Source organism: Metabacillus lacus, assembly GCF_009674805.1.
Taxonomy (GTDB): domain Bacteria; phylum Bacillota; class Bacilli; order Bacillales; family Bacillaceae; genus Metabacillus_C; species Metabacillus_C lacus.
The window spans coordinates 1-26185 of sequence record NZ_WKKI01000039.1; the positions used below are offsets into that span (position 1 = coordinate 1).

At 41.1% G+C, this 26185-nt stretch carries 26 protein-coding genes and 1 other annotated feature; of the genes, 20 read left to right on the forward strand and 6 right to left on the reverse strand.

All coding sequences use genetic code 11. The features are described from left to right. A partial coding sequence (locus GJU40_RS20855; RefSeq protein ID WP_212029870.1) for a hypothetical protein occupies positions 1 to 183 on the forward strand: 183 nt, incomplete at its 5' end. 21 nt (positions 184 to 204) lie between these two features. On the opposite strand, the gene GJU40_RS15910 is transcribed toward GJU40_RS20855, so the two are convergent. Beyond that, the gene (locus GJU40_RS15910; protein ID WP_154309061.1) at positions 205 to 483 is read right to left on the reverse strand and encodes a hypothetical protein; all 279 of its coding nucleotides are present in this window, start codon (positions 481 to 483) and stop codon (positions 205 to 207) included. Between the two features lie 156 nt (positions 484 to 639). On the opposite strand from GJU40_RS15910, the gene GJU40_RS15915 reads away from it, so the two are divergent. The 9 genes from GJU40_RS15915 (at position 640) to GJU40_RS15955 (ending at position 10577) form a co-directional block, all read left to right on the forward strand. Further along, on the forward strand, positions 640 to 1572 hold the full coding sequence (locus tag GJU40_RS15915; RefSeq protein ID WP_154309062.1) for a beta-ketoacyl-ACP synthase III: 933 nt from the start codon (positions 640 to 642) through the stop codon (positions 1570 to 1572). A gap of 60 nt (positions 1573 to 1632) precedes the next feature. Next, positions 1633 to 2874 carry a beta-ketoacyl-ACP synthase II gene (gene fabF / locus GJU40_RS15920; protein ID WP_154309063.1) on the forward strand — a complete coding sequence of 414 codons (1242 nt, stop codon included), beginning with the start codon at positions 1633 to 1635 and terminating at the stop codon, positions 2872 to 2874. A 183-nt stretch (positions 2875 to 3057) separates the two neighbouring features. Then, positions 3058 to 3843 carry a DUF2268 domain-containing putative Zn-dependent protease gene (locus tag GJU40_RS15925; RefSeq protein WP_170289434.1) on the forward strand — a complete coding sequence of 262 codons (786 nt, stop codon included), beginning with the start codon at positions 3058 to 3060 and terminating at the stop codon, positions 3841 to 3843. A gap of 137 nt (positions 3844 to 3980) precedes the next feature. Further along, positions 3981 to 4955 (forward strand): ABC transporter ATP-binding protein, encoded by a 975-nt coding sequence (locus tag GJU40_RS15930; protein ID WP_154309065.1) that lies wholly within the window; start codon positions 3981 to 3983, stop codon positions 4953 to 4955. 1 nt (position 4956) lies between these two features. Further along, positions 4957 to 5979 (forward strand): ABC transporter ATP-binding protein, encoded by a 1023-nt coding sequence (locus GJU40_RS15935; RefSeq protein ID WP_281350728.1) that lies wholly within the window; start codon positions 4957 to 4959, stop codon positions 5977 to 5979. An 83-nt stretch (positions 5980 to 6062) separates the two neighbouring features. Further along, entirely contained in the window at positions 6063 to 7709 is a 1647-nt protein-coding gene (locus GJU40_RS15940; RefSeq protein ID WP_154309066.1) for a peptide-binding protein, read from the forward strand. 59 nt (positions 7710 to 7768) lie between these two features. Beyond that, positions 7769 to 8719 (forward strand): ABC transporter permease, encoded by a 951-nt coding sequence (locus tag GJU40_RS15945; RefSeq protein WP_154309067.1) that lies wholly within the window; start codon positions 7769 to 7771, stop codon positions 8717 to 8719. Positions 8720 to 8729: 10 nt separating this feature from the next. Continuing rightward, positions 8730 to 9641 carry an oligopeptide ABC transporter permease gene (gene opp4C, locus GJU40_RS15950; RefSeq protein WP_154309068.1) on the forward strand — a complete coding sequence of 304 codons (912 nt, stop codon included), beginning with the start codon at positions 8730 to 8732 and terminating at the stop codon, positions 9639 to 9641. A 183-nt stretch (positions 9642 to 9824) separates the two neighbouring features. After that, positions 9825 to 10577 (forward strand): YjbA family protein, encoded by a 753-nt coding sequence (locus GJU40_RS15955; protein ID WP_154309069.1) that lies wholly within the window; start codon positions 9825 to 9827, stop codon positions 10575 to 10577. A 94-nt stretch (positions 10578 to 10671) separates the two neighbouring features. Here GJU40_RS15955 and trpS read toward each other — a convergent pair whose 3' ends face one another. Together trpS and GJU40_RS15965 are read right to left on the reverse strand one after the other, a co-directional pair. Continuing rightward, entirely contained in the window at positions 10672 to 11661 is a 990-nt protein-coding gene (trpS, locus tag GJU40_RS15960; RefSeq protein ID WP_154309070.1) for a tryptophan--tRNA ligase, read from the reverse strand. 125 nt (positions 11662 to 11786) lie between these two features. Next, positions 11787 to 12011, reverse strand: a binding site (T-box leader). Positions 12012 to 12084: 73 nt separating this feature from the next. Next, entirely contained in the window at positions 12085 to 12435 is a 351-nt protein-coding gene (locus GJU40_RS15965) for a DUF3899 domain-containing protein (protein ID WP_154309071.1), read from the reverse strand. A gap of 425 nt (positions 12436 to 12860) precedes the next feature. On the opposite strand from GJU40_RS15965, the gene GJU40_RS15970 reads away from it, so the two are divergent. The 5 genes from GJU40_RS15970 (at position 12861) to GJU40_RS15990 (ending at position 18691) form a co-directional block, all read left to right on the forward strand. Continuing rightward, positions 12861 to 14585, forward strand: a complete 1725-nt coding sequence (locus tag GJU40_RS15970) for a peptide ABC transporter substrate-binding protein (RefSeq protein ID WP_343031583.1) — start codon at positions 12861 to 12863, stop codon at positions 14583 to 14585. Between the two features lie 143 nt (positions 14586 to 14728). Further along, positions 14729 to 15658, forward strand: coding sequence for an oligopeptide ABC transporter permease (gene opp3b / locus GJU40_RS15975; protein WP_154309072.1), 930 nt, complete (start codon positions 14729 to 14731; stop codon positions 15656 to 15658). Further along, positions 15658 to 16686: an oligopeptide ABC transporter permease gene (opp3C, locus tag GJU40_RS15980; RefSeq protein WP_154309073.1), complete on the forward strand. Its 1029-nt coding sequence runs from the start codon at positions 15658 to 15660 to the stop codon at positions 16684 to 16686. Before opp3b ends, opp3C begins: the two co-directional genes overlap by 1 nt. A 19-nt stretch (positions 16687 to 16705) precedes the next feature. Next, positions 16706 to 17749 carry an ABC transporter ATP-binding protein gene (locus tag GJU40_RS15985; protein ID WP_154309074.1) on the forward strand — a complete coding sequence of 348 codons (1044 nt, stop codon included), beginning with the start codon at positions 16706 to 16708 and terminating at the stop codon, positions 17747 to 17749. Beyond that, entirely contained in the window at positions 17750 to 18691 is a 942-nt protein-coding gene (locus tag GJU40_RS15990) for an ABC transporter ATP-binding protein (RefSeq protein WP_154309075.1), read from the forward strand. It abuts the gene before it with no gap. Between the two features lie 390 nt (positions 18692 to 19081). On the opposite strand, the gene GJU40_RS21585 is transcribed toward GJU40_RS15990, so the two are convergent. Continuing rightward, positions 19082 to 19261 (reverse strand): hypothetical protein, encoded by a 180-nt coding sequence (locus tag GJU40_RS21585; protein WP_425481236.1) that lies wholly within the window; start codon positions 19259 to 19261, stop codon positions 19082 to 19084. A 53-nt stretch (positions 19262 to 19314) separates the two neighbouring features. Continuing rightward, entirely contained in the window at positions 19315 to 19764 is a 450-nt protein-coding gene (locus tag GJU40_RS15995) for a DUF421 domain-containing protein (RefSeq protein ID WP_425481237.1), read from the reverse strand. A gap of 180 nt (positions 19765 to 19944) precedes the next feature. Between GJU40_RS15995 and GJU40_RS16000 the strand changes: the two genes are divergently transcribed. The 3 genes from GJU40_RS16000 (at position 19945) to spxA (ending at position 22738) form a co-directional block, all read left to right on the forward strand. Then, positions 19945 to 21150 carry a putative glycoside hydrolase gene (locus tag GJU40_RS16000; RefSeq protein ID WP_154309076.1) on the forward strand — a complete coding sequence of 402 codons (1206 nt, stop codon included), beginning with the start codon at positions 19945 to 19947 and terminating at the stop codon, positions 21148 to 21150. 353 nt (positions 21151 to 21503) lie between these two features. Next, complete coding sequence (locus GJU40_RS16005) at positions 21504 to 22082, forward strand: GNAT family N-acetyltransferase (protein ID WP_154309077.1); 579 nt, start codon at positions 21504 to 21506, stop codon at positions 22080 to 22082. Between the two features lie 260 nt (positions 22083 to 22342). After that, entirely contained in the window at positions 22343 to 22738 is a 396-nt protein-coding gene (gene spxA / locus GJU40_RS16010; protein ID WP_154309078.1) for a transcriptional regulator SpxA, read from the forward strand. A gap of 34 nt (positions 22739 to 22772) precedes the next feature. Here spxA and GJU40_RS16015 read toward each other — a convergent pair whose 3' ends face one another. Next, entirely contained in the window at positions 22773 to 23444 is a 672-nt protein-coding gene (locus tag GJU40_RS16015) for a TerC family protein (protein WP_154309079.1), read from the reverse strand. Positions 23445 to 23769: 325 nt separating this feature from the next. On the opposite strand from GJU40_RS16015, the gene mecA reads away from it, so the two are divergent. After that, on the forward strand, positions 23770 to 24432 hold the full coding sequence (gene mecA, locus GJU40_RS16020) for an adaptor protein MecA (protein WP_154309080.1): 663 nt from the start codon (positions 23770 to 23772) through the stop codon (positions 24430 to 24432). A 166-nt stretch (positions 24433 to 24598) separates the two neighbouring features. After that, positions 24599 to 26107 carry a cardiolipin synthase gene (gene cls, locus GJU40_RS16025; protein ID WP_154309081.1) on the forward strand — a complete coding sequence of 503 codons (1509 nt, stop codon included), beginning with the start codon at positions 24599 to 24601 and terminating at the stop codon, positions 26105 to 26107. The last annotated feature ends 78 nt before the right edge of the window (positions 26108 to 26185 follow it).

A 26185-nucleotide genomic window follows, 5' to 3' on the forward strand; every position in this document is an offset into this window, starting at 1 on the left:
AAGTCTTCAATAAAAACAAATTCCGCTTCATTTTGTGATTCTCTTTTTGGTTTAAACATCCCATTCACCATCCTAGAATTATTACCTATATTATACCAAATTAACGCGGTGAATTGGGAAAGTAAAAAGAAAAAAATAAAAGACTGCCGAGAGTTTCTCGACAGCCTGAATGAAATAAAATAAAGCGCCGGCTGGCGCTTTATTTTATTTCATTTTTTGTTTAATAAATTGCAGCAGGGGCGATATTTCTCCAATCAGCGGCTTAAGATCTTGAATGCTTGTCATAATATCATCGAGCTGGCCCAGAATTTGAAAATATTCCATATTCATCTGCGGAATTTCAGAGGCAGGCTCTATGTCCAGACCACCCAGCTCCTCATCCTCATCTATCGCTTTCCTCTGCTGTTCTTCCTCCCGGTTATCCACTCTGGATCTCCTATTTCCGAACATAAATTGTGAAAAACGGTCTCTCTCTTCACTCATGATATATTCCCCCCTTTGGTTAGGTGCCTTGCACTATTTTATGAAGGCAGATAACAATGAGTATAGACTTTTGCAACACTATTGCCAGATTAAAGAAATTGAGTTAACATTAGTACCAAGTACTAATAATTGATTATAAAAGAGGGGTTGCAACAAATGAACGCAGGCGTAATTGGAATAGGGCGTTATACTCCTGAACATATATTAACCAATCATGATCTTGAAAAGAAAATGGATACTTCTGACGAGTGGATTCGAACAAGGACCGGGATTGAAGAGCGGCGCATAGCTTCTGAAGAAGTTAATACTTCCCATATGGCTGTGGCTGCTGCGAAACATGCAATAGAGCAGGCAGGAATTGATCCACAAGAAATCGGACTTATTCTTGTAGCTACAGTTACTCCGGATCAGCCTTTTCCTTCGGTTGCCTGCACGCTTCAGGAAGAACTGGGAGCAAGCAAGGCTGCTGCAATGGACGTAAGTGCCGCTTGTGCAGGCTTTATTTATGGAATGGTGACAGCTAAGCAATTTATTGAAAACAATGTATACAAGTATGTCTTGGTAGTAGGTGTTGAAAAGCTTTCTAAGATTGTAGATTGGGAAGACAGAAATACAGCTGTGTTGTTTGGCGACGGTGCTGGTGCAGTCATTCTGGGAGAAGTTGGTGACGGAGCAGGCATTCTTTCATTTGAGCTTGGTGCAGACGGCACAGGCAGAAAGCATTTATATCAAGATGACTATATTTTTATGAATGGAAGAGAAGTCTTTAAATTTGCTGTTCGACAAATGGGTGAGTCCAGCATGAATGTATTAAATAAAGCCGGCCTGACAAAAGAGGATGTAGACCTCCTGATTCCGCATCAGGCAAATATCAGAATCATGGAATCAGCGAGGGAAAGACTTGAACTGCCGCCGGAAAAAATGTCTTACACCATACAGAAATACGGAAATACATCTGCAGCCTCTATACCGATTTCGATTGTAGAAGAGCTGGAAGCTGGTAAAATCAAAGATGGAGATTTGCTGGTCCTGGTTGGATTCGGCGGAGGCTTAACATGGGGAGCCATTGCCCTTCGCTGGGGACGCTGAAAAGTTCATACCCTTGCTGAAATAGTGAGACGAATATTTACATAAGGTGGATTGAGAAGGATGGAGAAAAAAAGAGTAGTAGTAACAGGTTTGGGAGCACTGACTCCACTTGGAAATGATACTGAAACTTCCTGGGAAAATGCAAAAAAAGGCGTTTCGGGCATCGGACCGCTGACCAGAATCAATGCAGATGATTATCCCGCCAAGGTCGCTGCTGAATTAAAGGACTTTGAGATTGAAAACTATATGGACAAAAAAGAAGCCCGTAAAATGGACAGATTTACACAATATGCTGTAATTGCTTCTAAAATGGCTGTGAAAGATGCAAAGCTGGAGATTTCTGATGAGAATGCCGGCCGTATCGGTGTATGGATCGGGTCAGGCATCGGAGGGATGGAAACCTTTGAAAATCAGTTTGAAACATTGCTGACAAAGGGAGCCAGAAGGGTAAGCCCATTTTTTGTTCCAATGATGATTCCTGATATGGCTGCAGGACAGGTATCCATCTCACTTGGGGCTAAAGGATTTAATTCTTGTACGGTTACTGCTTGTGCAACCGGAACAAACTCAATTGGAGATGCTTTTAAAGTCATTCAGCGCGGAGATGCAGATGTGATGGTGACAGGCGGAACAGAAGCACCGCTGACCAGAATGTCATTTGCCGGCTTTACGGCAAATAAGGCACTTTCTACAAATCCTGATCCCAATACTGCGAGCAGGCCTTTTGATAAAAACCGGGACGGCTTTGTAATGGGAGAAGGTGCAGGAATTCTCGTACTTGAAGAGCTGGAGCATGCGCTCAACAGGGGAGCAGACATTTATGCGGAGATTGTTGGATACGCAGCAACTGGAGATGCACACCACATAACTGCCCCTGCTCCAGGCGGAGAAGGCGGCGTTCGGGCAATGAGACAGGCCATCGAAGACAGCGGCCTTGCTCCTGAGCAGATTTCTTATATAAATGCACATGGAACCAGTACCCCATATAATGACCAGTTTGAAACATTGGCCATTAAAGAAGTTTTCGGAGAACATGCTAAAAAGCTTTCCATCAGCTCAACTAAATCTATGACAGGCCATTTGCTTGGGGCTGCAGGAGGCATTGAGGCAATCTTTTCAATACTTGCAATAAAAGAGGGAATCGTACCTCCTACAATCAACTATGCTACACCTGATCCAGAATGTGACTTGGACTATGTGCCGAATGAGGCAAGAAACATGGACGTGTATGCTGCTCTAAGCAACTCGCTTGGATTTGGCGGGCATAACGCGACCATCGTATTCAAGAAATTTGAACAGTAAAATGGAATAGGGCTGCCTTGTGCAGCCCTTTTTCTTTTGAAAAATTTCGATAAAACGCAAGGAAGACACCTAAACTTCTTGTCCATTATCTTCTCATTTCCTGGTGATCTTCCAATCTGCAGCCAGTGAATTCTTTAACCCCTTCTTCATAAGAATCATAAGATGTTGGAGGGGGTGAGGATAGTGAGTGTAATTGATACTGCAAAGTGGCTGGAAGAGTCCTGTGATCCTGAAGAAATCTGCCGCAGGCTCAGAGTATACTTTGAACCGTTGAACGAGTATCAAATTGCCAGATATCTAAGTGATTATGGAATGTTTAACCGGCATACGCCCTGCAGCAGCACGTTAAGCGCTTTTAAAAAGCATGGAATGTGGGAGTTCATAAAAAAGGAAGAAGCTTATTTAAAGAATTTGTGGCAGGGGCCGGATGTTTCGATATTTATTTTTCCCTGTGATGTAAGTAACAGGAAAATACAGAAGGAATATAAAGGAAAGTCTGGCTTGGCTTTTAAAGATAAGCTGTTTTTGTTTTTATCACCCGATTGTAATAAAAAAGAAGTTTCTGCTGTTTTTACACATGAATATCATCATGTTTGCAGGCTTGCAAAGGATAGAAAAGATGAAGAAAAGTATACAATACTAGATACAATGATATTGGAAGGATTGGCTGAAAATGCTGTCCGGGAACGCTTTGGGGAAAAATATACAGCAAGCTGGACGGCTTTTTACACAGATACACAGCTAACCTCCTTCTGGTTAAAATATTTTTCAGAAAACAACACCCTGGATCGCAGTGACAAGAGGTTTACAAAGCTAATGTTTGGTACCGGGCTATATCCCAAAATGCTTGGTTATGCAGTTGGATACTTTACCGTTAAAAAATATATGGAAGTAACCGGAAAAAAGACGAAAGACTTGCTTTCGGTAAAAAGTGAAGAAGTTATAAAGGAAGTATTTCATAAAACCTGAAAAGGTTTATTTTTTTTTTATTAAAGTCGGACTATTCGAATAAATAGTTTGAATTTTTGTAATTTTATCATGTTTGCGGACTAGTCATCATATCCTGCAATAAATGTTTATTTTATTCTCTATCAGGCGGTGAGCCAATGTCACTACTATTAGAAGTGAACAATTTAACAACATATTTTTACAGAGATAAAAACTTTTTTCCTGCAGTAGACGGGGTGAATCTTAAAATACATAAAGGAGAAACAGTTGCCCTGGTAGGGGAATCGGGTTCAGGAAAGAGCATGACTTCACTATCTATTATGAAGCTGGTGCCTTCACCTGGAGGAAGGATTGTGGACGGTCAAGTCCTTTTTAACGGTAAAAATTTATTGAATTTTTCAGAGAATGATATGTGTAAAATCCGCGGAAATGAAATATCTATGATTTTTCAGGAACCTATGACCTCCTTGAACCCGGTCATGACAATTGGGGAGCAGATTTCAGAAGTGATTGAATGCCATCAGAAGCTTACAGGAGAGCAGGCGCTGAAAAAAACAGTTACGCTTCTGGGGATGGTTGGGTTTTCAAGACCTGAGCAGATACTTGCCGATTATCCTCACCGGTTATCAGGCGGGATGAGGCAAAGAGTGATGATTGCAATGGCGATGAGCTGTAATCCAAGACTGCTGATAGCGGATGAACCCACTACTGCTCTTGATGTAACAATTCAGGCGCAGATACTCGAATTAATGAAGGAAGTCAGTAAAAAATTTAATACGTCTATCCTCTTGATTACGCACGATTTGGGCGTTGTGTCTGAAGTCGCTGACAGAGTCATTGTGATGTATTGCGGGCAGGTGGTGGAGGAAGCACATGCAGATGACTTGTTTGATAAACCTCTGCATCCATACACTCAAGGACTTTTGGCCAGCATACCGAGTTTAGATGGGGAAATAAGCAGGCTATATTCAATCCAGGGAAGTGTACCAGCGCCAGACCAGCTTCCAGGGGGCTGCAGATTTGCTCCCCGATGTCCGGAAGCTTTCAGCAAATGCCTTGAAGAAAAACCTCCTTTATACAACATTTCTGAATCAAGGGCTGTCCGCTGCTTCCTACATGAGGAGGATCTATAATATGCCTCTATTAACTTCAGAAGCATCCAAAGACAACTTCATGAAAGAAAAAGACCCGCTTTTAAGGCTTGAAAGTGTGTCCAAACACTTTCCGATAAAGTCGGGTTTGCTGCAGAGAACAGTTGGACACGTTAGAGCAGTCGATGGCATAACACTTCAAATAAATAGGGGAGAAACATTAGGAATAGTGGGAGAATCAGGGTGTGGAAAATCCACTTTGGGCAGGACCATTATCAGGCTATATGAGCCAAGTTCAGGAAAAATGTTTTTTAAAGGTAAAGATATAACTCATGCAAGAGAACCTGTGTTAAGGCAAAGCATGAGAAAACATATACAAATGGTTTTTCAAGATCCCTTTGCTTCATTGAATCCCAGAAAAACATTGAAATCCATCTTAACAGAGCCTTTTATAGCACATGGATTATATTCCTTTAAGGAAAGAGATCGAAAAGTTGAAGAGCTCCTTGAAAAAGTGGGATTAAATCCTTCTTTCAGCAATAGATATCCTCATGAATTTTCAGGAGGCCAGCGGCAGAGGATTGGCATTGCCAGAACGCTTGCACTAAACCCTGAACTCATTATTGCCGATGAGCCGGTGTCTGCTTTAGATGTCAGTATTCAAGCACAAATCTTGAATTTAATGCAAGAGCTTCAAAGCGAGCTGCAGCTTGCTCTTTTATTCATTTCCCATGATTTAAGTGTAGTCCGTCATATTAGTGACAGGGTGGGTGTCATGTACCTGGGCAAATTAATGGAGCTCTCGGATAAAAATAGTCTTTACTCAGCGCCACTTCACCCATACACCCAGGCGTTGCTATCTGCTGTCCCTGTTCCGGGGAGAAAAGGCAGAAACAGAAGGGAGCGGATCGTGTTGAAAGGGGAGCTCCCTAATCCGGCCAATCCGCCTGCAGGATGTGCGTTTCATACAAGATGCCCTTCTGCAGAAGCCCGATGCAGAGAGAGACAGCCTATTTATAAAGAGGTAAAGCGAAATCATTTTGTTGCCTGCCATCTCTATGAATAGCCGGCAGGTTTAACATAAAAAAATGAAAGGGAGGTACAGCAAGACAGTAAATAGCTGCCAAAATGTTTAAAGGGGGAAGAAAGATGAATCGAAAAAAATCGTTATTTTTTGTTTTATGCTTACTTTTAATGCTGTCCCTGTTTCTGGCTGCCTGTACTCCGAAAGAATCATCAAAACCAGCTCCAGCTTCCGGGGAGGGCGAGAAAAAAGAAGCAATTGAGAAACCTCAGCAGGGGGGAGACTTAATTGTCGGATCAACCGGGTCCCCAACTTTGTTTAATCCTCTGTATTCAACAGACACCTCCAGTACAGATATTGAAGGATTTATATATGACGGCCTGGTTTCTGCAGATACCGAATTTGAGCCAGCACTTCATTTGGCGGAAGATATACAGCAATCAGAGGATGGTTTGACATACACGGTTAAAATTAGGAAGGGGGTTACATTTCATGACGGAGAAGAATTATCTGCAGATGATGTTATTTTTACGTATAGTATTCCCTTAAACAAGGACTATGCTGGAGAACGCGGATCCAGTTTTGACATGATCGAGAGCATTAATAAAGTAGATGAATATACAGTAGACTTTAAATTAAAACAAAAGGATGCTTCATTTTACGCAGTGTCATTAAGCTATGGCATTCTTCCCGAACACATTTTAAAAGATGTGCCGGTAGCTGATCTTGGGGAAAATGAATTTAATACCAAAAAGCCGGTTGGAACTGGTCCCTTCAAGTTTGCTGAATGGAAAGACGGGCAGTACGTCAAAGTTGTTGCAAATGAAGATTATTTTCTTGGACGCCCTCACCTGGATTCGGTCACATATAAAATTGTTCCAGATATGGATGCACTGATTGCCCAGCTGCAAGCAGGGGATGTACACTATGTTCCTGCGGTTCCAAGCACTGATATTGAGACAGTCAAAAATTTTAAAGGCATTAAGGTGGAATCAGGTCTTGGGTTAAACTATTCCTATATTGGCTGGAATGAGAAAAACGAACTGTTTCAAGATGTAAAGGTGAGGCAGGCGCTCACACATGCTATTGATCGGGAAACAATTGTAGCCAGTGTCTTAAATGGAGAAGGAGAGGTTGCCCATGTGCCAGAAAGCCCTTTGTCCTGGGCATACAGTAATGACGTTCCAAAATTCGGATACGACACTGAAAAAGCAAAACAGTTATTAGGAGAAGCTGGATGGAAAGATTCGAATGGCGATGGCATTCTTGATAAGGAGGGTAAAAAGTTTTCGTTTACACTCAAAACAAACCAAGGGAATAAAGTAAGGGAAGATGTGGCCGTTATAGTGCAGCAGCAGCTAAAAGAAGTTGGTATAGAAGTAAAACCTGAAATTGTAGAATGGAGTGCGTTCATTGAACAGATTTCAGCACCAAACTGGAATTATGAAGCAATGATTCTTGGATGGAGCCTTGCAACCTTTCCTGATCAGTATGACATTTTCCATTCAAGCCAGATGGAGCAGGGGTTGAACTTTGTATGGTGGGAGAATGAAGAGGCTGATAAGTTGATAAATGAAGCCCGCCAAATTCTTGACCGGGAAGAATACAAGAACGCCTATACTGATATTTATAAAATAATAGCAGAAGAACAGCCATATACTTTCCTGTATTATCCTAATGTCCATAATGCCATGCCGGATGCTCTTGAAGGATACGAGTTTCACGCTAAGAATGATTTTTACAAAATTTATCATTGGTGGTTGAGGAAATAGGGAGCCAGGGGGAAGGGTGGATACTCTTCCCCTGTTTTTAAAGAAAGGAAGTGATGAAGATGGCAGCCTATATTTTTCGCCGTGTGCTTACTGCCATTCCCTTGCTGCTGGGGATTACCATTCTATCCTTTGCCATAATACGCATGGCTCCGGGAGATCCAACCTCACTGCTTATGGATCCTACAATCAACGCGGCTGATAAGGAAAAGTTTATGGAAAAATACGGTCTGAACGAGCCTGTTCATATTCAGTACCTGAAGTGGTTAGGCAATATGGCTCAAGGAGAATTTGGAACATCTTTAATCAAGAAGGGCGTACCGGTCAGTGAAATGATCATGAACCGTATCCCCAACACGCTTTTATTAATGATATCATCTACTGTTTTAGCAATCTTAATTTCTATTCCGTTAGGTATATTGTCAGCCTCGCGTCCTTACAGCAAAGTAGATTATACCTTAACCTTTACATCATTCCTGGGCCTGGCAACTCCAAATTTCTGGCTTGGTCTGATTCTTATTATGATATTTTCAGTTAATCTGGGCTGGTTTCCCACAGGAGGCGTTTCAACGCTAAACGCCGATTTTAGTGTCTGGGACAGAATTCACCATCTATTTCTTCCAGCTTTTGTTTTGGCTTCTGCAGATATGGCAGGACTGACAAGGTATACGAGATCAAGCATGATTGAAGTGCTGAAGCAAGATTATATTAGAACTGCACGGGCCAAAGGCTTTAAGGAGACTAAGGTCATTTATAAACATGGTTTGCGCAACGGGCTCATCCCGGTCATTACGATACTGGGATTGCTGCTTCCCGGTTTTATAGGAGGAGCTGTGGTTGTTGAAAAGGTATTTTCATGGCCTGGTATCGGGCTTCTCTTCTTTGAATCAGCTTTTCAGAGAGATTATCCTGTCTTAATGGCACTAACAGTCTTGTCAGCGGTCTTTGTCATAGCAGGCAATTTGATTGCGGACATCCTTTATGCCATATTCGATCCACGAATAGAATATTAGGGGGGAAACTATGAATCAGCTTAAAACTGTGCCGCCGCCTCATGGGGCTGTTTCCCCTGTGGCGGAAAAGAAAAGGGATACGCTGACACATATACTCTGCAAAAGGTTTATTAAAAATAAGCTGGCAGTGATTGGGTTGGTTTTTCTGCTTGCGGTTATTTCCTCGGCAATTCTTGCACCGATTATCGCTCCGTTTGCTCCTGAGCAGCAGGATTTGTTAAAAAGGCTTTCACCTCCTGGCCAGGAACATTTGCTCGGTACCGATAAATTTGGAAGGGATTTGTTTTCCAGACTCCTTTATGGTGCTCAAATATCCCTCCTGGTCGGATTTGCATCTGTTTTGGGCAGCATCACCATCGGCACTGCAGTGGGTGCAGCCGCAGGATATTTCGGTGGATTCCTAGATTCAGTTTTAATGAGAATAGTAGATATCATCTTATCCATTCCTTCAATCTTTCTGCTGATCACCCTTGTTACAATTTTTAAGCCGGGCGTAGATAAGCTGATCATTATATTTGCTTTACTTGGGTGGACGACGACAGCAAGGCTGGTACGCGGAGAATACCTATCCCTTCGAACGAGGGAGTTTGTATTAGCGTCTAAAACAATTGGCACAAGAAGCAGCCGAATCATCTTCTCTCACATTCTTCCCAACGCCATGGGACCGATTATTGTAACGGCAACTCTGAATATTGGAGGGGTTATTCTGGCTGAATCTGCATTAAGTTATCTAGGACTGGGCATACAGCCTCCAACTGCAAGCTGGGGCAATATGCTGCAGGATGCCCAGAACTATACGATTCTCCTGACTGCCTGGTGGTACCCGCTCTTTCCAGGGCTGCTGATTTTACTGACAGTTCTGAGCTTTAACTTTGTTGGAGACGGATTGAGAGATGCTCTGGATCCAAAAGCTGAAAAATAAACAGAGGGGAAGGCTGTCCATATGTAAAGGGTCCTTTGGGGCGGCCAACTTCTTCAAATTCTTTATATATTTTGGTTCAAGAAAAGTAATACATTGAACAGATAAAAAAACATAATTTGGAATAAATAAATTCCCCTCTGCCTATACTGAAAGACAAATGGTAACGAAGTGAGGGGTAAAAAAATGTTGTTTCTTCATGATGTATGGGTGAATTGGTTTGAAGGGGAAGAGAACGGATATAATATATGTCATTTTCATGAGTGGAGAAAAGATGACACGGTTGAACTCCTTGATCAAGTTCCCTTAATAAAAGTAGACCCTGTTATGTTTCATTATATTGAAAATGATTTATCTGAGCTGCCACAAAGTTTGCTCAAAGGTATTCATCAAAAAGCTTACATAAGAAAAAACCATGAGCGTATTCAGCTTGATTATTGTTTTGTGGTCACGGACGGGACAGGCATACTGGCCATAGATACGATTGGATATTCCATTCCCATTAGAAAGAGCAGGCTGATTCCAAGACAGGAACAGCTGGTGTATGAAATGGTAAAGGACATTGAAGCTGACTCCTACCCATTTGAAGCCGCGGAATATTTCAGCAGCAAAGAATATCATATACTGGCGCTTTCTCCAGATCATATGAGAGGGCTGACTAGGAAAGAACGTCAGCTGAAGCAGCTTTTATTTATGGCCCTCGACCAGCTTCAGGCAACAAAAAACACATCTGAAATCAAGTACTGGTATACAGAATGGAATCCGCGAAGATATGAAGAAATTAAAGATCAGGATTTTTCGCAAATATGGGAGCTGCTCTACGAAGAAACGCTGCCGGGCTGGAGTGATAAGCATTTACTGCTCTGCGAGAATTTAACAAAGGGAAATCCGTTTTTTGAAAAGCTCTGGGAGCTGGAGCAGGAGACCAAGGTCAATTAAAGCCGACGGTATTATACTTTGATGTCAACTGCTATCGTAAAGAATTGTTTTATCCGGATAAAAAGCCGCAGCGTTTAGCTGCGGCTTTCGTGTATTATTTTCTTTTTCTGGATAGACCCATTGCATTTTCCATTTTGGTAAGCATCTTATTCGCTCTCTCATTTGCCTTTTGTGCTCCATGATCGAGAATATCATCAAGTTCTTCAGAATCCATCAGCTCATGGTAGCGTTTTTGGATAGGAGCAAGCTCTTCTTTCACAATATCTGCCAGGTCAGCTTTAAAGGTTCCATAGTTGGAGCCCTCGTATTTGACTTCGAGCTCACTTATTGGAATATTCTTCAAAACTGAATATATGGTAAGAAGATTGGAAATGCCAGGCTTATTTTCTTTGTCATACTTCACAATACCTTCCGAGTCAGTTACGGCGCTTTTAATTTTCTTTTCAATGGTTTTGGGTTCATCGAGCATGGTAATAAAGGCTTTCTGATTGGGATCAGATTTGCTCATTTTTTTAGTTGGCTCCGCAAGCGACATAATTCTCGCACCTTCTTTGGCGATTCTCACCTCTGGCACTGTCAGGATATCGTTGTATTTTTTATTGAACCGTTCTGCAAGATCTCTTGTTAATTCCAAATGCTGCTTCTGATCCTCACCAACTGGTACCACATCTGTTCCATATAGAAGAATATCAGCAGCCATCAGCGGCGGATACGTGAGAAGTCCGGCAGAGACAGCCTCTTTTCCGGAAGATTTATCCTTAAACTGTGTCATTCTCTCCAACTCTCCGATGTAAGCTGTACATTGAAGCATCCAGCCGGCTTTAGTGTGTGCAGGAACTTCTGATTGAATAAACAATGTTGCTCTATCAGGGTCAATTCCAACAGCAAGGTAAAGCGCTGCAAGGCTTCTGGTGTTTTTTCTCAGCTCCAGTCGGTCCTGCGGGACAGTAATGGCATGCTGATTCACCACACAAAAGTAACAATCATACTCATTTTGAAGCTCTACAAACTGTTTTAATGCTCCAATATAGTTGCCTAGTGTAATGGAGCCGCTGGGCTGAATTCCGGAAAATATCGTTTTCATTGGTTTCTTCTCCTTTGTTATAAAAAATTTAGTTCAGCGAGATTGTACTATATCCTGAAGTACTTACAGGGGAGGCTTTTCAGTTGCCAAAATGCAAAAAAGGTTCATTCTTCCCCCATTAGTATGGAAGGGACGAATGAACCGCGGTGCCACCCTGATTATTTCCGTAACTCGAAAATCACTTGCTTATCCTTTTAACGCAAGGAAACGGCTGATCCTACCCAGTTTGCTGCCAAACCTTCAGTCAGCTGCTCAAAAGTCCATTTCCACAGGCTCCGCTGCCCTTTTCCACCATCCCGGGCTCTCTGAAAGCTTTTACTCTGTGTACTTCTCTTTATCATCGCTCAACATTTGATTGTGTATCATTATATGAAAGATCAGTAACATTATCAACCAATTTAATTGAAAGAATACCATAGTATTTTATTGATAATACATAAATAGGCCTGCTAACATCAGCACTGCAAGCAGCAGCCCGCTGAGAAAGATAGGTGATACCTCCAATGATACTAACTCTGAAAGGGGACGAATTCTTTCCATGTCATCTTTGTCAACTGCACTATTTGTATGAAAAACAGAACGGAAGCTATGGGTAATCGCATCAAAAAAGCCTCCCTGAGTGACAAGGATAAGAAGCCCGCTGAGCAAAAGAGCTCCAGAAATAAGAAAAGAGATATTGATAAACGAAAGCAAGGTAATCTCACTATACGTGATCAGGGAGATGACAACTGTAAATGCAAGGGAAACTCCGGTAAGAATGAAAGTCTGTTTCAAAGCATGTTCTCCTTAACTTATTTAGAATTGTAAGTAGTATATCAGAAAAACGGAAAACCATGCAGCAATCTTCCAGTTGAGAGCAGTGTGAAGTATTTACTCAAATTCAACAATTGTTAAACATTTCTATAAATGAAAAACTTATATAATATTGCGGAAACATAACAAAAAATACCTTCCTTTACTTTCCATTTAAAAATTCTTTACATAAACCTTCTTTGATGCTTTATAACTGTTATATATAGATAATAAACTGAAAACTCTATCAAATTATCTAGGCATATAGTACTATTTTATATCTGCTAATCTATTGGTTTTATTGCATTTGTGTAAATTTTATTAAAAAAATGAATGTACAAACATTTAAAAAATTGTATAATAAGCCTTGTAAGAATTTTTGCATAACAAAAAGGGAGGTCACATAAGTGAAAAAGTCAAAATATTCACTGCTTTTAGTTTTAACATTAGTACTTAGCATGTTTCTATCTGCTTGCTACGGCGGCAGCGGCGGTGGCGGCCAACAAGGCGGCGGCACTGAAGGCGGAAACAACAATGGTGGAAATGGTGAAGGAACAGAAGAGACTACAGAAAATGTTCCTCAGGAAATCGTTGTATCAGAATCTTCTGAAATTCCAGCAATGGACAGCATCATGGCTCAAGATACAATCAGTTTCACAACAATGAACAATGTTAACGAAGGACTTTACCGTTTAAGCCCTGATCAAGAGCCTGTACCTGGTGTAGCTGCAGGTCCGGCAGAAGCTAATGAAGATGGCACTGTTTATACTATTAAACTTAAAGATAATGCAAAATGGTCTAACGGCGACCCTGTAACTGCAAACGACTTCGTATTTGCTTGGCAGCGCGCTGTGAATCCTGACAATGCTTCTCCTTACGGACCTTACATGATGGAAGGAAAAATTGCCGGTGCAACTGAAATCGTTCAAGAAGGCGCTGCTCTTGACACGCTAGGTGTTAAAGCAATCGACGACACGACGCTTGAAGTTACACTTGTAAAACCAATTCCTTTCTTTGAATCACTAATGGCTTTCCCTACGTTCTACCCGCAAAACCAGAAGTTCGTTGAAGAACAAGGCGAGAACTATGCTAAATCTGCTGAGAATCTTCTATATAACGGACCATTTGTACTTAGCAACTGGGCTGGTAATACTGCTTCCAGCTGGGAATATGCAAAGAATGACAACTACTGGGACAAAGACAATGTCAGCCTGACAAAGATTTCTTTCAACGTAGTTAAAGATCCTCAAGCTGCTGTAAACGCATTTGATGCTGGTGAAGTTGACATCACAGGTAAGCTTTCATCTGATGTTGTACCTCTTTATGCAGATGACGAGCGCTTGAAAAGCTGGTTAGAGCCAGTAATCTTCTGGATTAAATTGAACCAAACAAACGAAGCACTACAAAATGTAAACATTCGTCGCGCAATCGCAACTGCTTTCAATAAAGAAGATTTAGTAACAACTATTCTTAACAATGGTTCTCAACCTGCAAACTATGCAGTGCCTGCAGAATTCGTAACAAACCCTGAAACTGGCGCGGATTTCCGTGAAGCTAATGGCGACCTTCTAGAGTACAATGCAGAAGAAGCTAAAAAGCTATGGGAAAAAGGCCTTGAAGAAATCGGACAGTCTGAAGTGAAGCTTGTCTACCTTGGCGGCGACACTGAAACTGCTAAGAAAACAGATGAGTACATTCGCAATCAGCTAGAAACGAACCTTCCTGGTCTTACTGTAGATGTTCAAAGCGTTCCATTCAGCGTACGTCTTGACCGCGATAACAAACTGGATTATGATCTTCAGTTTGCTGGATGGGGCCCTGACTACCTTGACCCAATTTCTTTCTCTGACCTTTGGATCACTGATGGAGGAAACAACAAAATGGCATACTCAAGCGAGCAGTATGACAAATTGTTGAAAGATGCTCAAACAACTCTTGCAACTGAGCCTGGAAAACGTTTCGAAGCTCTTCAAGAAGCTGAGAGAGTATTGTTAGAAGAAGATGCTGGATTGGCGCCTGTTTACCAACGTACTTCCAATCTTCTGATCAACCAAAATATCGAAGGTTTCACATATCACACTGTTGGACCTGAGTACAGCTACAAGTACATCAAGGTTACTGGTGGAGAGTAAAATAAAACCATTTACCGATGCGTACAAAATGGTATAATTGATTTGGGGAAGAGAGTATATGAATCTCAATATACTCTCTTTTTACCTGTAAAAAATGTCGAATTATGTATGGCGGATTTTGATTTATTTTAGGAGGTGCACAAATGGTCAGATACTTGGCTCAGCGTATATTTTATATGCTACTTACGTTGTTTATCATTGCTTCATTAACCTTTTTCCTCATGAAACTGATTCCTGGTACTCCTTTTGCGAATGCCAATAAGTTGACGCCTGCACAGCTGCAGATCATGATAGATAAATATGGTCTTGATCAGCCCGTGCCAGTGCAGTATTTTAACTATATGGCCAATATCGTCAGGGGAGATCTTGGGATATCTTTTCAGTTCAACAACACCCCTGTAACAGATCTCATTATAAACCGTATGGGTCCTTCTCTTATTCTCGGTTTTCAGGCTATGCTGGTGGGTACTATTTTAGGTATTTTACTGGGTATATTGGGGGCATTAAGGCAAAACACATGGGTCGATTATGGATCTACTTTCTTTGCGGTAATAGGAAAATCTATTCCTTCATTCGTTTTTGCCGGCCTTCTTCAATACTACCTTGCATTAAAACTGGGTTTATTCCCTGTTCTTTTCTGGAAAGGATTTGAATACAGCATTCTGCCGACAATCGCGCTGGCAATGTTCCCAATTTCCATTGCAGCGAGATTTATGAGAACAGAAATGATAGAGGTTTTAGGCTCAGATTATATTACTCTTGCTAAAGCAAAGGGTGCAAGCTATTGGGAAATTGCTATAAAACACGCACTCCGGAATGCACTGATTCCTGTAGTCACAGTTTTAGGGCCTCTGACCGTTTCTTTGATGACAGGTTCACTTGTTATTGAAAGAATCTTTGCCATACCAGGTATCGGCGAACAGTTTGTTAAATCGATTAACGTATTGGACTACCCAGTGATTATGGGTACCAACCTGGTTTTTGCTGCTTTATTTGTGTTTATTGTTTTAGTAGTGGATCTGCTTTACGGCGTAATTGATCCTCGAATTCGTGTAGCGGGAGGTAAACAATAATGGCTGATAAACTAGATAAATACACCAAAGACATGTTTGAACCCGCGAAGATCGATTCGTCTGCAAGTGAAAGAATTGACAAGCCCAGTTTAAGTTACTGGCAGGATGCCTGGCTTCGTGTCAGAAAAAACAAAGCTGCTGTAGCCAGTATTTTTATCCTGCTATTTTTAATCATCATGGCACTTGTAGGTCCTTTTTTAACCGGCTATGGTGCTAACACTCAAAACCTGCCTCATGCCAACATGCCGCCAAAGATTCAGGGGCTGGAAAATATCAGCTGGCTTCCATTTGACGGGACAAGAGCTTCAAAAGATGGAACCATTGTTAATGTTTATGAGCAAAAAAATATTGAAGAGTATTATTGGTTTGGCACAGATGGATTGGGGCGCGATCTTTTCACACGGTTGTGGAAAGGAACTCAAATTTCTGTTTATATAGCACTTCTGGCAGCTTTCATTGATATGGTAATCGGAGTTGCCTATGGCGCCATTTCCGCCTATTACGGCGGCAGGGTAGACAGTGTGATGCAGCGTATCGTGGAAATACTCGTTGGAATACCTAACCTGGTATTAATTGTCTTGCTGATCCTGATTCTTGAGCCTGGTATTATTTCGATTACGATTGCCCTGTCTATTACAGGCTGGGTAGGCATGGCGCGTGTTGTCCGCGGTCAGGTATTGAAACTAAAGGCTCAGGAATTTGTACTGGCTTCCATGACACTTGGATCTGATAACAAGCGGATTATCTGGAAACATCTCATTCCGAACCTTGCTGGAGTTATTATTATTAACACTATGTTTACGATACCCAGCGCAATCTTTTTTGAAGCGTTTTTAAGCTTTATTGGATTAGGTCTGAAAGCTCCTTTAGCTTCACTAGGAACATTAATTGATGACGGATTTAAAACACTTCGTTTGTATCCGCACTTATTGCTATTCCCGGCAATTGTAATTAGTGTCATAATGATTTGCTTTAATATGCTGGCTGATGGTCTGCGCGATGCGCTGGATCCTAAAATGCGCGATTAATAAAGGCAGGTGAATGATTTTGGATAAAATGTTAGAAGTAAAAGATTTGAATATTTCTTTCCATACTTTTGCCGGTGAAGTACAGGCAATCAGGGGAGTCAGCTTTGACTTGTACAAAGGTGAAACACTCGCTATTGTAGGGGAATCGGGTTCAGGTAAATCTGTAACGACAAAATCAATTATGAAGCTGCTTCCTGAAAGTAACTCAGAAATCAAAAAGGGGCAAATTCTGTTTGAAGGCAAGGATTTAGCAAAACTGAATGACAGGCAGATGCAAAAGATCAGAGGAAAAGACATCTCGATGATTTTCCAGGATCCAATGACATCCTTAAATCCTACTATGAAAGTCGGCAAGCAAATCGTCGAGCCGATTCTTAAACATCAAAATCTCAGTAAATCTGCTGCAAAGGAAAGAGCACTTGACCTGCTTCGCCTAGTCGGCATTCCGCAGCCTGAAGCAAGATTCAATCAGTTTCCCCACCAGTTTTCTGGTGGTATGAGACAGAGGGTTGTCATTGCCATTGCCCTTGCATGCAATCCAAAAGTGCTCATTGCTGATGAACCTACTACTGCGCTAGATGTAACAATTCAGGCGCAAATTCTTGAGCTGATGAAAGATCTGCAAAAGAAGATTGATACATCTATTATCTTTATTACACATGATTTGGGTGTTGTGGCAAACGTTGCTGACAGGGTAGCGGTTATGTACGGCGGTAAAATCGTTGAGATTGGGACTGTGGATGAAATTTTCTACAACCCTCAGCATCCTTATACATGGGGATTGTTAAGCTCTATGCCAAGCCTTGAGGCTTCTGAAGCGAATTTATATGCAATTCCGGGAACACCTCCCAATTTGCTGCATCCTCCAAAAGGAGATGCCTTTGCACCACGTAACGAGTTCGCACTTAAAATAGATACAGAAAAACAACCGCCGTTCTTTAAAGTGTCTGATACTCATTATGCTGCTACATGGCTGCTGCATCCGGATGCGCCAAAAGTAGTGCCGCCTGAAGCAATACAGGTGCGCAGGCGCCAGTTCCCTGCACTAAAGGAGGGAAAATAAATGGCTAATCGTGAAAAATTACTAGAGGTTAAAAATTTAAAGCAGCATTTCAATGTTGGTAAACCGAATATGGTAAAAGCCATTGATGATATATCCTTCGATATTTACAGAGGGGAAACGCTAGGTCTTGTTGGAGAGTCCGGATGTGGAAAATCAACTACCGGACGAACAATTATACGCCTGTATGATGCTACTGACGGCCAGGTTGTTTTTGAGGGCGAAGATGTTCATGGTAAAAAGAACCGTAAAAAGTTGAAAGAATTTAACCGGAAAATGCAAATGATTTTCCAGGATCCTTACGCGTCTCTTAATCCAAGAATGAAAGTAGTAGATATCATTGCAGAAGGCATCGATATTCACGGACTTGCTAAATCACCTGAAGAACGCAAGCAGAGAGTGTATGACCTTCTTGAGACTGTTGGGTTGAATAAAGAACACGCCAACCGTTTTCCTCATGAATTCAGCGGCGGACAGCGCCAGCGTATCGGTATAGCGCGCGCCCTGGCTGTAGAGCCTGATTTCATCATTGCTGATGAGCCGATCTCTGCACTGGATGTTTCCATCCAGGCACAGGTAGTGAACTTGATGAAACAGCTGCAAAAGGAAAAAGGATTAACTTATCTCTTTATCGCGCATGATTTGTCAATGGTGAAATATATCAGTGACCGGATTGGTGTTATGTATTTTGGCAAGCTTGTGGAACTGGCTGATGCAGAAGAGCTATACAACAATCCAATTCACCCTTACACTCAGTCACTGCTGTCTGCGATTCCGCTGCCGGATCCTAATTATGAGCGTACCCGCGTGCGCAAAAAGTATGATCCTTCCCAGCATAAGCTGAAAGCAGGGGAAGAGCCTCAGTTTAGAGAAGTGAAGCCTGGTCATTTTGTAATGTGCTCCGAAGAAGAGTTTAAGGAATATCAGGACAAGTATGCTAAGTAAAAAGCTTAAAAGTTAATACCTTTAGAGGCACCCGGGAAACTGGTGCTTCTTTTTTTTGAAGTTAATAGAAGGCCCGGTAAAAAGGGGAGACGCAAAGTGAAAGCCACAATACAAATATAAACGGAGAAATTCCACCTATTCAAAAAAAACAAAGAAAATGGACTCCGATAAACGGAAGATTTCCGTCTATGCACTTATAAAGCCTTAAAATGACTGATTTTCAGCAGCTTAAGCGGAATTCATTCCCTTATTTTCTCTAAAAATCGGCCTACTCTGAATGTAACCGGAATTCCTACGCTTATTTTTTAAAGAGATGGGAAAGTACCTTATTTCATGCTGCAACAAGTACCCGCTGGATTCATATCCAAAAATTTCCACTGTAATGAAAGATTAATGCAGCAGATCGGGCAGTGCTTGCTCTGCATTGTTGAGGGAAATGTGAAGCCTTTTCAATTCAGGTGTGTAGGAAGCGTAAAAGATTTCTTCCACTTCTATTTGATAGGAATGTGCTATTTCATTGTGGAGCCAGTGTTCCGTCAATCCAAATCTTTTCAGAACCCTGCCATACACTTCGCCTTCAACAATGACCGGAAATGCAATGTGGCCAGAGCTGTTCTTCGTTTTTATATGGAGAGTGTCCCATTTGCCTCAACTACGGCCAATTTAACATCCTCAATATTAAAAACTTCCTTCTCTCTCAGCATCATTAAGATATTATCGATTGGATAGCCAATGCTTTTCAGATTCCCTTTTAGCAGGCTCCCATTTTCAATAACGATTACAGGCGGAAAAGACAGGAATTTTCCTGCTTTTCTTTTGGATAGCTTGATTAAGACGACAATTCTTTGAAGAAAGGCAATAAGAATAATGGCTGCAACTGTATGAATATGGTGAATATCTGGATCAGCAATATCTGCTCCTACTACTGCCCCAAGTGAAATAACAATGAAAAAATCAAATACAGGCAGTTCTCCGATAGATCTCCGCCCCATGAACAAGGCAATGATTAAAAGCAGGGGAAGGATCGTGAATATTCTCCCTGACACAATCAGTAAGTCTTTTACAATCTCCATAGAGTACCTCCATGTTGGATTTGACCCAATAAGAAAAGTTGCGTTTTACTCTTCCCTAAAGAGGGTAATATTATCATGTTTGGAGAAACCGGGCATATTAGCACCTTTCTTTCTTATCTTTAAGAAAAGCTCAATTTCTTTTATACTGAAACAGTAACTTTGACAGGGGGATAGACAGACATGTACTTACATACTCAAAAAAAACTCTTGATACCTATGATTGTGATAGCCTTTATCCTGCACTTGTCCTTTAGCCACAGTGCACATGCACTAACCTTTGGTGCACATGTTCAGAAGAAAAGCAGCCTTCAAGCCCTGACGATGCCTGAAAATTCACCGAGATTCATCTATGATTCGGGACTGACTTTTGAATATCCCGATGCGGTACGCGGAATCTACGTTACAGGCCATTCTGCAGGAGGGGAAAGATTCAGCCAGCTGCTGAACTTGACTGATTCCACTGATCTCAACGCAATGGTCATTGATATCAAAGATGATCATGGGAATTTGACTTACAGGCCTGAGGAGGACTCACCTTTTTATGACATCAGCCATCAATACATAAAGAATCCGAAAGAGATGCTGAAAACGCTTGAAGAGAAGAAGGTCTATCCAATTGCAAGAGTGGTCGTTTTCAAAGATTCAACATTAGCAAATCAAAAACCTGAATGGTCTTTTAAAGATAATGGGGAAGTTTGGAAAAATGGGCGGGGCGAATCGTTCGTCAACCCATTTGTGAAAGATGTTTGGGATTATAATGTCCAAATTGCCATTGAAGCAGCGAAAATGGGCTTTCAGGAAATTCAGTTTGACTACGTTCGTTTTCCAGAAGGATTTGAAAAGCGTGATAGCTCACTGGAATATACTTATGGAGATTATACAGATGTTAACCAGGATAATGTGCAAAAACGCGTAACAGCAGTTACGGACTTTGTAAAATATGCAAGAGAAAAGCTGGAGCCTTATGATGTAGATGTTTCTGTTGATATCTTTGGCTATACTGCCACTCTTCCGGAAGCGCCTGGCATTGGCCAAAACTTTTCTATGATATCGGAAAATGTAGATGTCATATCGTCGATGATTTATCCAAGTCACTGGACATCATACTTTGGAGTTGCAAAGCCTGATCTGGAGCCTTACAAAATTATCTCTGAATATGCGAAGCTTGAAAATCAAAAGCTGGAAGAGCTTGGTGATGCAGCTCCGGTTTCACGTCCATGGCTGCAGGATTTCACAGCCTCTTATCTAGGAAGCGGAAATTATCAAAAATATGGAGCAGCAGAAGTAGAAGCGCAGATTAAAGCACTGAAAGATAATGGGATTAACGAGTATCTGCTCTGGAATGCAAGCAACAGATACAGTGAGGGAGTAAACTATACACCTTAACAGATAGAGCCGCTCTAAACAGAGCGGCTGTTTTCTGTCCTAAACGGAAAACGTACTGGTATTCATTTGGTCCCATAAGCAACTACATCTTCAAAATACATCATAATAATTTTGGTTAAAGTCAATTCTATAAAGTGAAGAGCCATAGACGACCTTAATGAGGTGTTTGAAGGTAAATAAAGCAATTCACCTTCATAGCATGAGCAATAGTTCCAACACACAACAACAAGGAAAGCAACCATCTTTATTAGGTTTCAGTATCGTAGAATGGGGTATATATAAACTGGAGAATATATAAGACAGAACAATGGTTACATGTTTAAAATGATACAGAGAAAATAAGGAGTAGATCAATGAATTGGTATGACAAGCTAAGCAAGTATTTTCCTGTAGAAGAAATGAAATCTAAAGAACATATTGAAGCTCTTTTGAAGGATAAGGGAGATATATATCACAAAGATGAAGGCCCGCATCATGTACTCCTGTATGCCGAACTTGAGGATTTTATCTTTGTTGATTACTTGTTCGTATCAAAGGATGCGAGAGGCAAGGGGATTGGCCGCAAGCTTATGGAGAAGCTCAAGGAAAAAGGAAAGCCGATTATCCTGGAAGTAGAGCCTGCTGATGACAGTGACGCTGATACAGAAAAAAGGCTTCGTTTTTACATGCGGGAGGATTTCAAACATGCTTCATCCATAGGTTATGAAAGACGTTCACTCGCTACAAATGAGATCAATAAGATGGAGATTCTCTACTGGTCTCGTGAACATGAGTCAGAGGAAGAAATCTTTGATGCAATGAAGAGAACGTATAAGATGATACACACGTATAAGGATAAAGAATTATATGGAGAATCTTATCAAAAAGTAAATGAGGTATTAACATTCCAAAAGGACCAGGATCAAACAGATATTTTCGCTGAAAAAATCTAATTGAGAATGAAAATAGTCATAAACACTGTAAAATACAGTCGTTTTTCTTGAAAATAATCCATTTTTCACCCTTCAAATATGACAGGTTATACTCGACAATGTCACGCAGTGTTCACCTTTTGTCAATGTTTTTAATAAAAAAGTATATCCTTACTTACTTTTTTATAGTATAATAACAATAGAAAGTTCTTTATTAGATTAATTTCAATTTACACTATAGATACAGGTTGCTCATTCTTTCAAAGAGGAGTGAAAGGTAAATGGTTAAATTATATACATCACCAAGCTGTACATCATGCAGAAAAGCTAAAGCATGGTTGGAAGAGCATGAAATTCCATATACAGAACGGAACATCTTTTCTGAGGAACTATCATTGCAGGAAATCAAAGAAATACTTAGAATGACTGAAGATGGTACAGATGAAATCATTTCAACTCGTTCTAAAATTTTTCAAAAGCTGAATGTGAATCTGGAAACAATGCCCCTTCAGGACTTGTTCCATCTTATTCAGGAAAACCCAGGCTTGCTTCGCCGTCCGATCATTATCGACGAAAAACGCCTGCAGGTTGGGTACAATGAGGACGAAATCAGAAGGTTTCTTCCACGCAAAGTTCGTACTTACCAATTAAGAGAAGCACAGCGTCTTGTTAATTAATCTAAAATGTAAAAACCTTCCGTCTGGAAGGTTTTTATTCATATTTCGGCTTTCTGCTGTTTTGAAACAAAAGACTGGCAGTCAGCATAAAAGCGGTTGTTAAATAGGGAATGCTCATCTCCATTAAGGGCAGGGAAGAAAAAATGGGAGCCAGCTTATTTTCGTCAGCTATCATCCCACCACCTGTATAGGCCAGCATGCCGCCGCCAATGTAAATAAGGGCTGGAAACCTATCCAGCAGCTTCAAAATAAATTTGCTTCCCCAAATGATAATGGGGATAGAGATAAACAGCCCGATCACAACGAGTTGAAGCTGCCCATGGGAAGCGCCTGCAATGGCAATGACATTATCCAGCCCCATTAACAGGTCGGCGATGACAATGGTTTTTACTGTTTGCATAATAGTTGCAGAGCCTTTAATATCCTCGTGGTGATCATTCCCGCCTGACATGAGCTGAAAAGCTATATAAAGCAGAAATATACCTGCAAAGCATTCGAGAAAGGGTATATCCAAAAGGTATACTGCCATGGAAGTTAAGACAATTCTGAATACAATTGCCAGAAAAGTGCCCAGCAGAATCGCTTTGTTCCGCTGTTTTTCTGGAAGGTTGCGGCTTGCCATTGCAATCAGAATGGCATTATCTCCGCCTAGTACCAGATCAATTCCAATGATCATGAGCAAAGACAGTAAAAAATCCTGTTCCATTTAAAAACCCACTTTCTCATATAAGTTCAGCCCTTTTATTTCATTCTGTGCTTGTATAAAATATATGTTCAAGCTCCAAAAATATGTTGTTTATAGGTGAATGATTGTTTTTAAAAATCCAAGGTATTTTTATTTCATTTCTGACTGATTTATCATAAAATAGGAGTACAAGATCCTGTCATCTATATATGAATGAGACGCATAACCGTATCATGAGCTAACGATTAAGAAGTACTTGTTTTGGGTAAAGTGAAGAAAAGAAAAAAGTACATTAATCGGGGGTAAAGTTGTCCCTTCCAAATCTGAGACAGAAGGGAAGATAGAGATGGAAATTGAAAGAATTAATGACTATACAGTTAAGTTTTATATTTCTTATCTTGATATAGAGGAGCGCGGCTTTGACCGCGACGAAATTTGGTACAACCGTGAACGGAGCGAAGAATTGTTTTGGGAAATGATGGACGAAGTTCACGATGAAGAGGATTTTATGGTTGAAGGTCCGCTGTGGATTCAAGTTCAGGCTTTAGACAAAGGGCTTGAGGTCATCGTGACGAGGGCTCAAGTATCTAAAGACGGCCATAAGATTGAGCTGCCTGTTTCTGAGGATAACATGAAGGATCTTGCTTCTGGAGACGGAGTAGACTCATTGATTGACCAGCATTACAGCAACTCGGACAGTGAAGATGAACAAGCTCCTCAGGAAGAGCAGGAACTGAAGTTTATCTTAAAGTTTAACGATTTTGAGAATTTGATTTCTTTATCAAAACTGCCGATTGACATGGTTGATAACCAGCTTTTCTCTTATGAAAATATGTATTATCTGTTTGTTCAGTTTGATGAGCAATCCGATAAGGAAATAGAAGACATGCTCAGCATTATGCTGGAATACGGGGTAGAATCCCGCATGACTATTCATCGTTTAGAGGAATATGGCAATAGCATTATAAGGGAGAACGCCCTTCATACGATTCGTCAACATTTTCAATAATAGATAACAGCGCCGATTTTCACCTATGGAAATCGGCCTTTTTTACTCTTGCTGCTTACAGCAGCCGGCATGATGCACTTTTAAGGCTATATTGCCTGCTGGCTGGCGCTCTAGCTCTATACCCTGCACTATACATAACAATTTAAAAGATAAAGATGGTGACTATATGAAGACAGCTGTGCAGTTGATTATTTTTGTCGTGATTGCGGGAGTCCTGATTTTCTTTACAGGAAATTTGGTTGGAGATTGGCTCGGCCAGTTCAGTATCCTCTTTACGCTCTCTATTATGTTTATTGGGCTAGTCATTTTTATGGAAAACAGGCATCCTTCGCACACAATTACCTGGCTTGTTGTGTTGGGAAGTTTTCCTCTTGTCGGTTTTTTATTCTATTTGTTCTTTGGGAGAAACGTAAAGAAGAGGAGACTGTTCGAGAAAAAAGCTCTCCTTGATGAACGGGTTTATCTTGAGATAGAAGGAAATCAGGAGGATTACGAAGATAAAATTGATAATATGGGGGATCATCAGCAGCTTCTCTTCAAGCTGGCTCACAGGCTGGGACACAGTCCCATCTCGTTTGCTACCCATACAAAAGCTCTTACTGATGGAGACGAGACATTCGATCATATAAAAGAGGAACTGCTAAAAGCGAAGGATCATATTCATCTTGAGTACTATATTGTTAGACATGATGAGATTGGTACAGAGCTAAAAGATATACTAATACAAAAGGCCAAAGAGGGAGTAGAGGTCAGGTTTTTGTATGACTCTGTAGGGTGCTGGAAGCTTTCCAGTGATTATATAAGAGATCTTCGGGATTCAGGTGTGGAAATGATTCCTTTCCTGCCGGTCAAGTTCCCCTTGCTCAACAACAAAATCAATTTCCGCAATCACCGTAAAATCATTGTGATTGATGGAAGCGTAGGCTTTGTAGGAGGCCTTAATATTGGGGATGAATACCTTGGCAGGGATGCTGCTTTCGGATTCTGGCGTGATACACATCTCCTCGTTAAAGGAGAGGCAGTCAGAACACTTCAGATGATTTTTCTTCAAGACTGGTATTACATGACTGAAGCTAAGCTCGTGACAGCCAAATACCTGACTCCAGTCTCGGAACTGCCTGTCCAAAAGGGAGGCACACAAATTATTGCCGGAGGTCCCGATAATAAATGGGAAGTTATCAAAAAGCTGTATTTTTCAATGATTGTTACAGCAAAAGAATCTATCTGGATTGCCTCGCCATATTTCATCCCTGATGATGATATTCTTTCTGCGATAAAAGTGGCTGCCCTTAGCGGCATTGATGTAAGAATTATTGTGCCCAAACGGCCTGACAAAAAAATCGTCTACTATGCTTCCAGGTCTTACTTCCCGGAACTGATTGAAGCGGGCGCAAAGGTATATGAATATGATAAAGGTTTCCTTCACAGCAAAATCATCATCGTAGATTATGAACTCGCATCAATCGGTACAGCAAACATGGACATGAGAAGCTTTCACTTAAACTTCGAAGTCAATGCCTTCCTCTATCGAACAGACAGCACAGTCACCCTGGTAGAAGCATTTTTAAATGACATAGAACACTCTGATGAAATCATTCTAGAAAAATTCAATCAGCGGCCATTCTACAAAAAATTCTCTGAATCATTCTCGAGGCTGTTGTCTCCTTTGTTATAAGAAAAGCGGAAGGCGCCGCTCAGCGGCGACAAGCATAAGTCATCTTGGGCATGAGGTCGCTCTTTGACCTCTTGACCA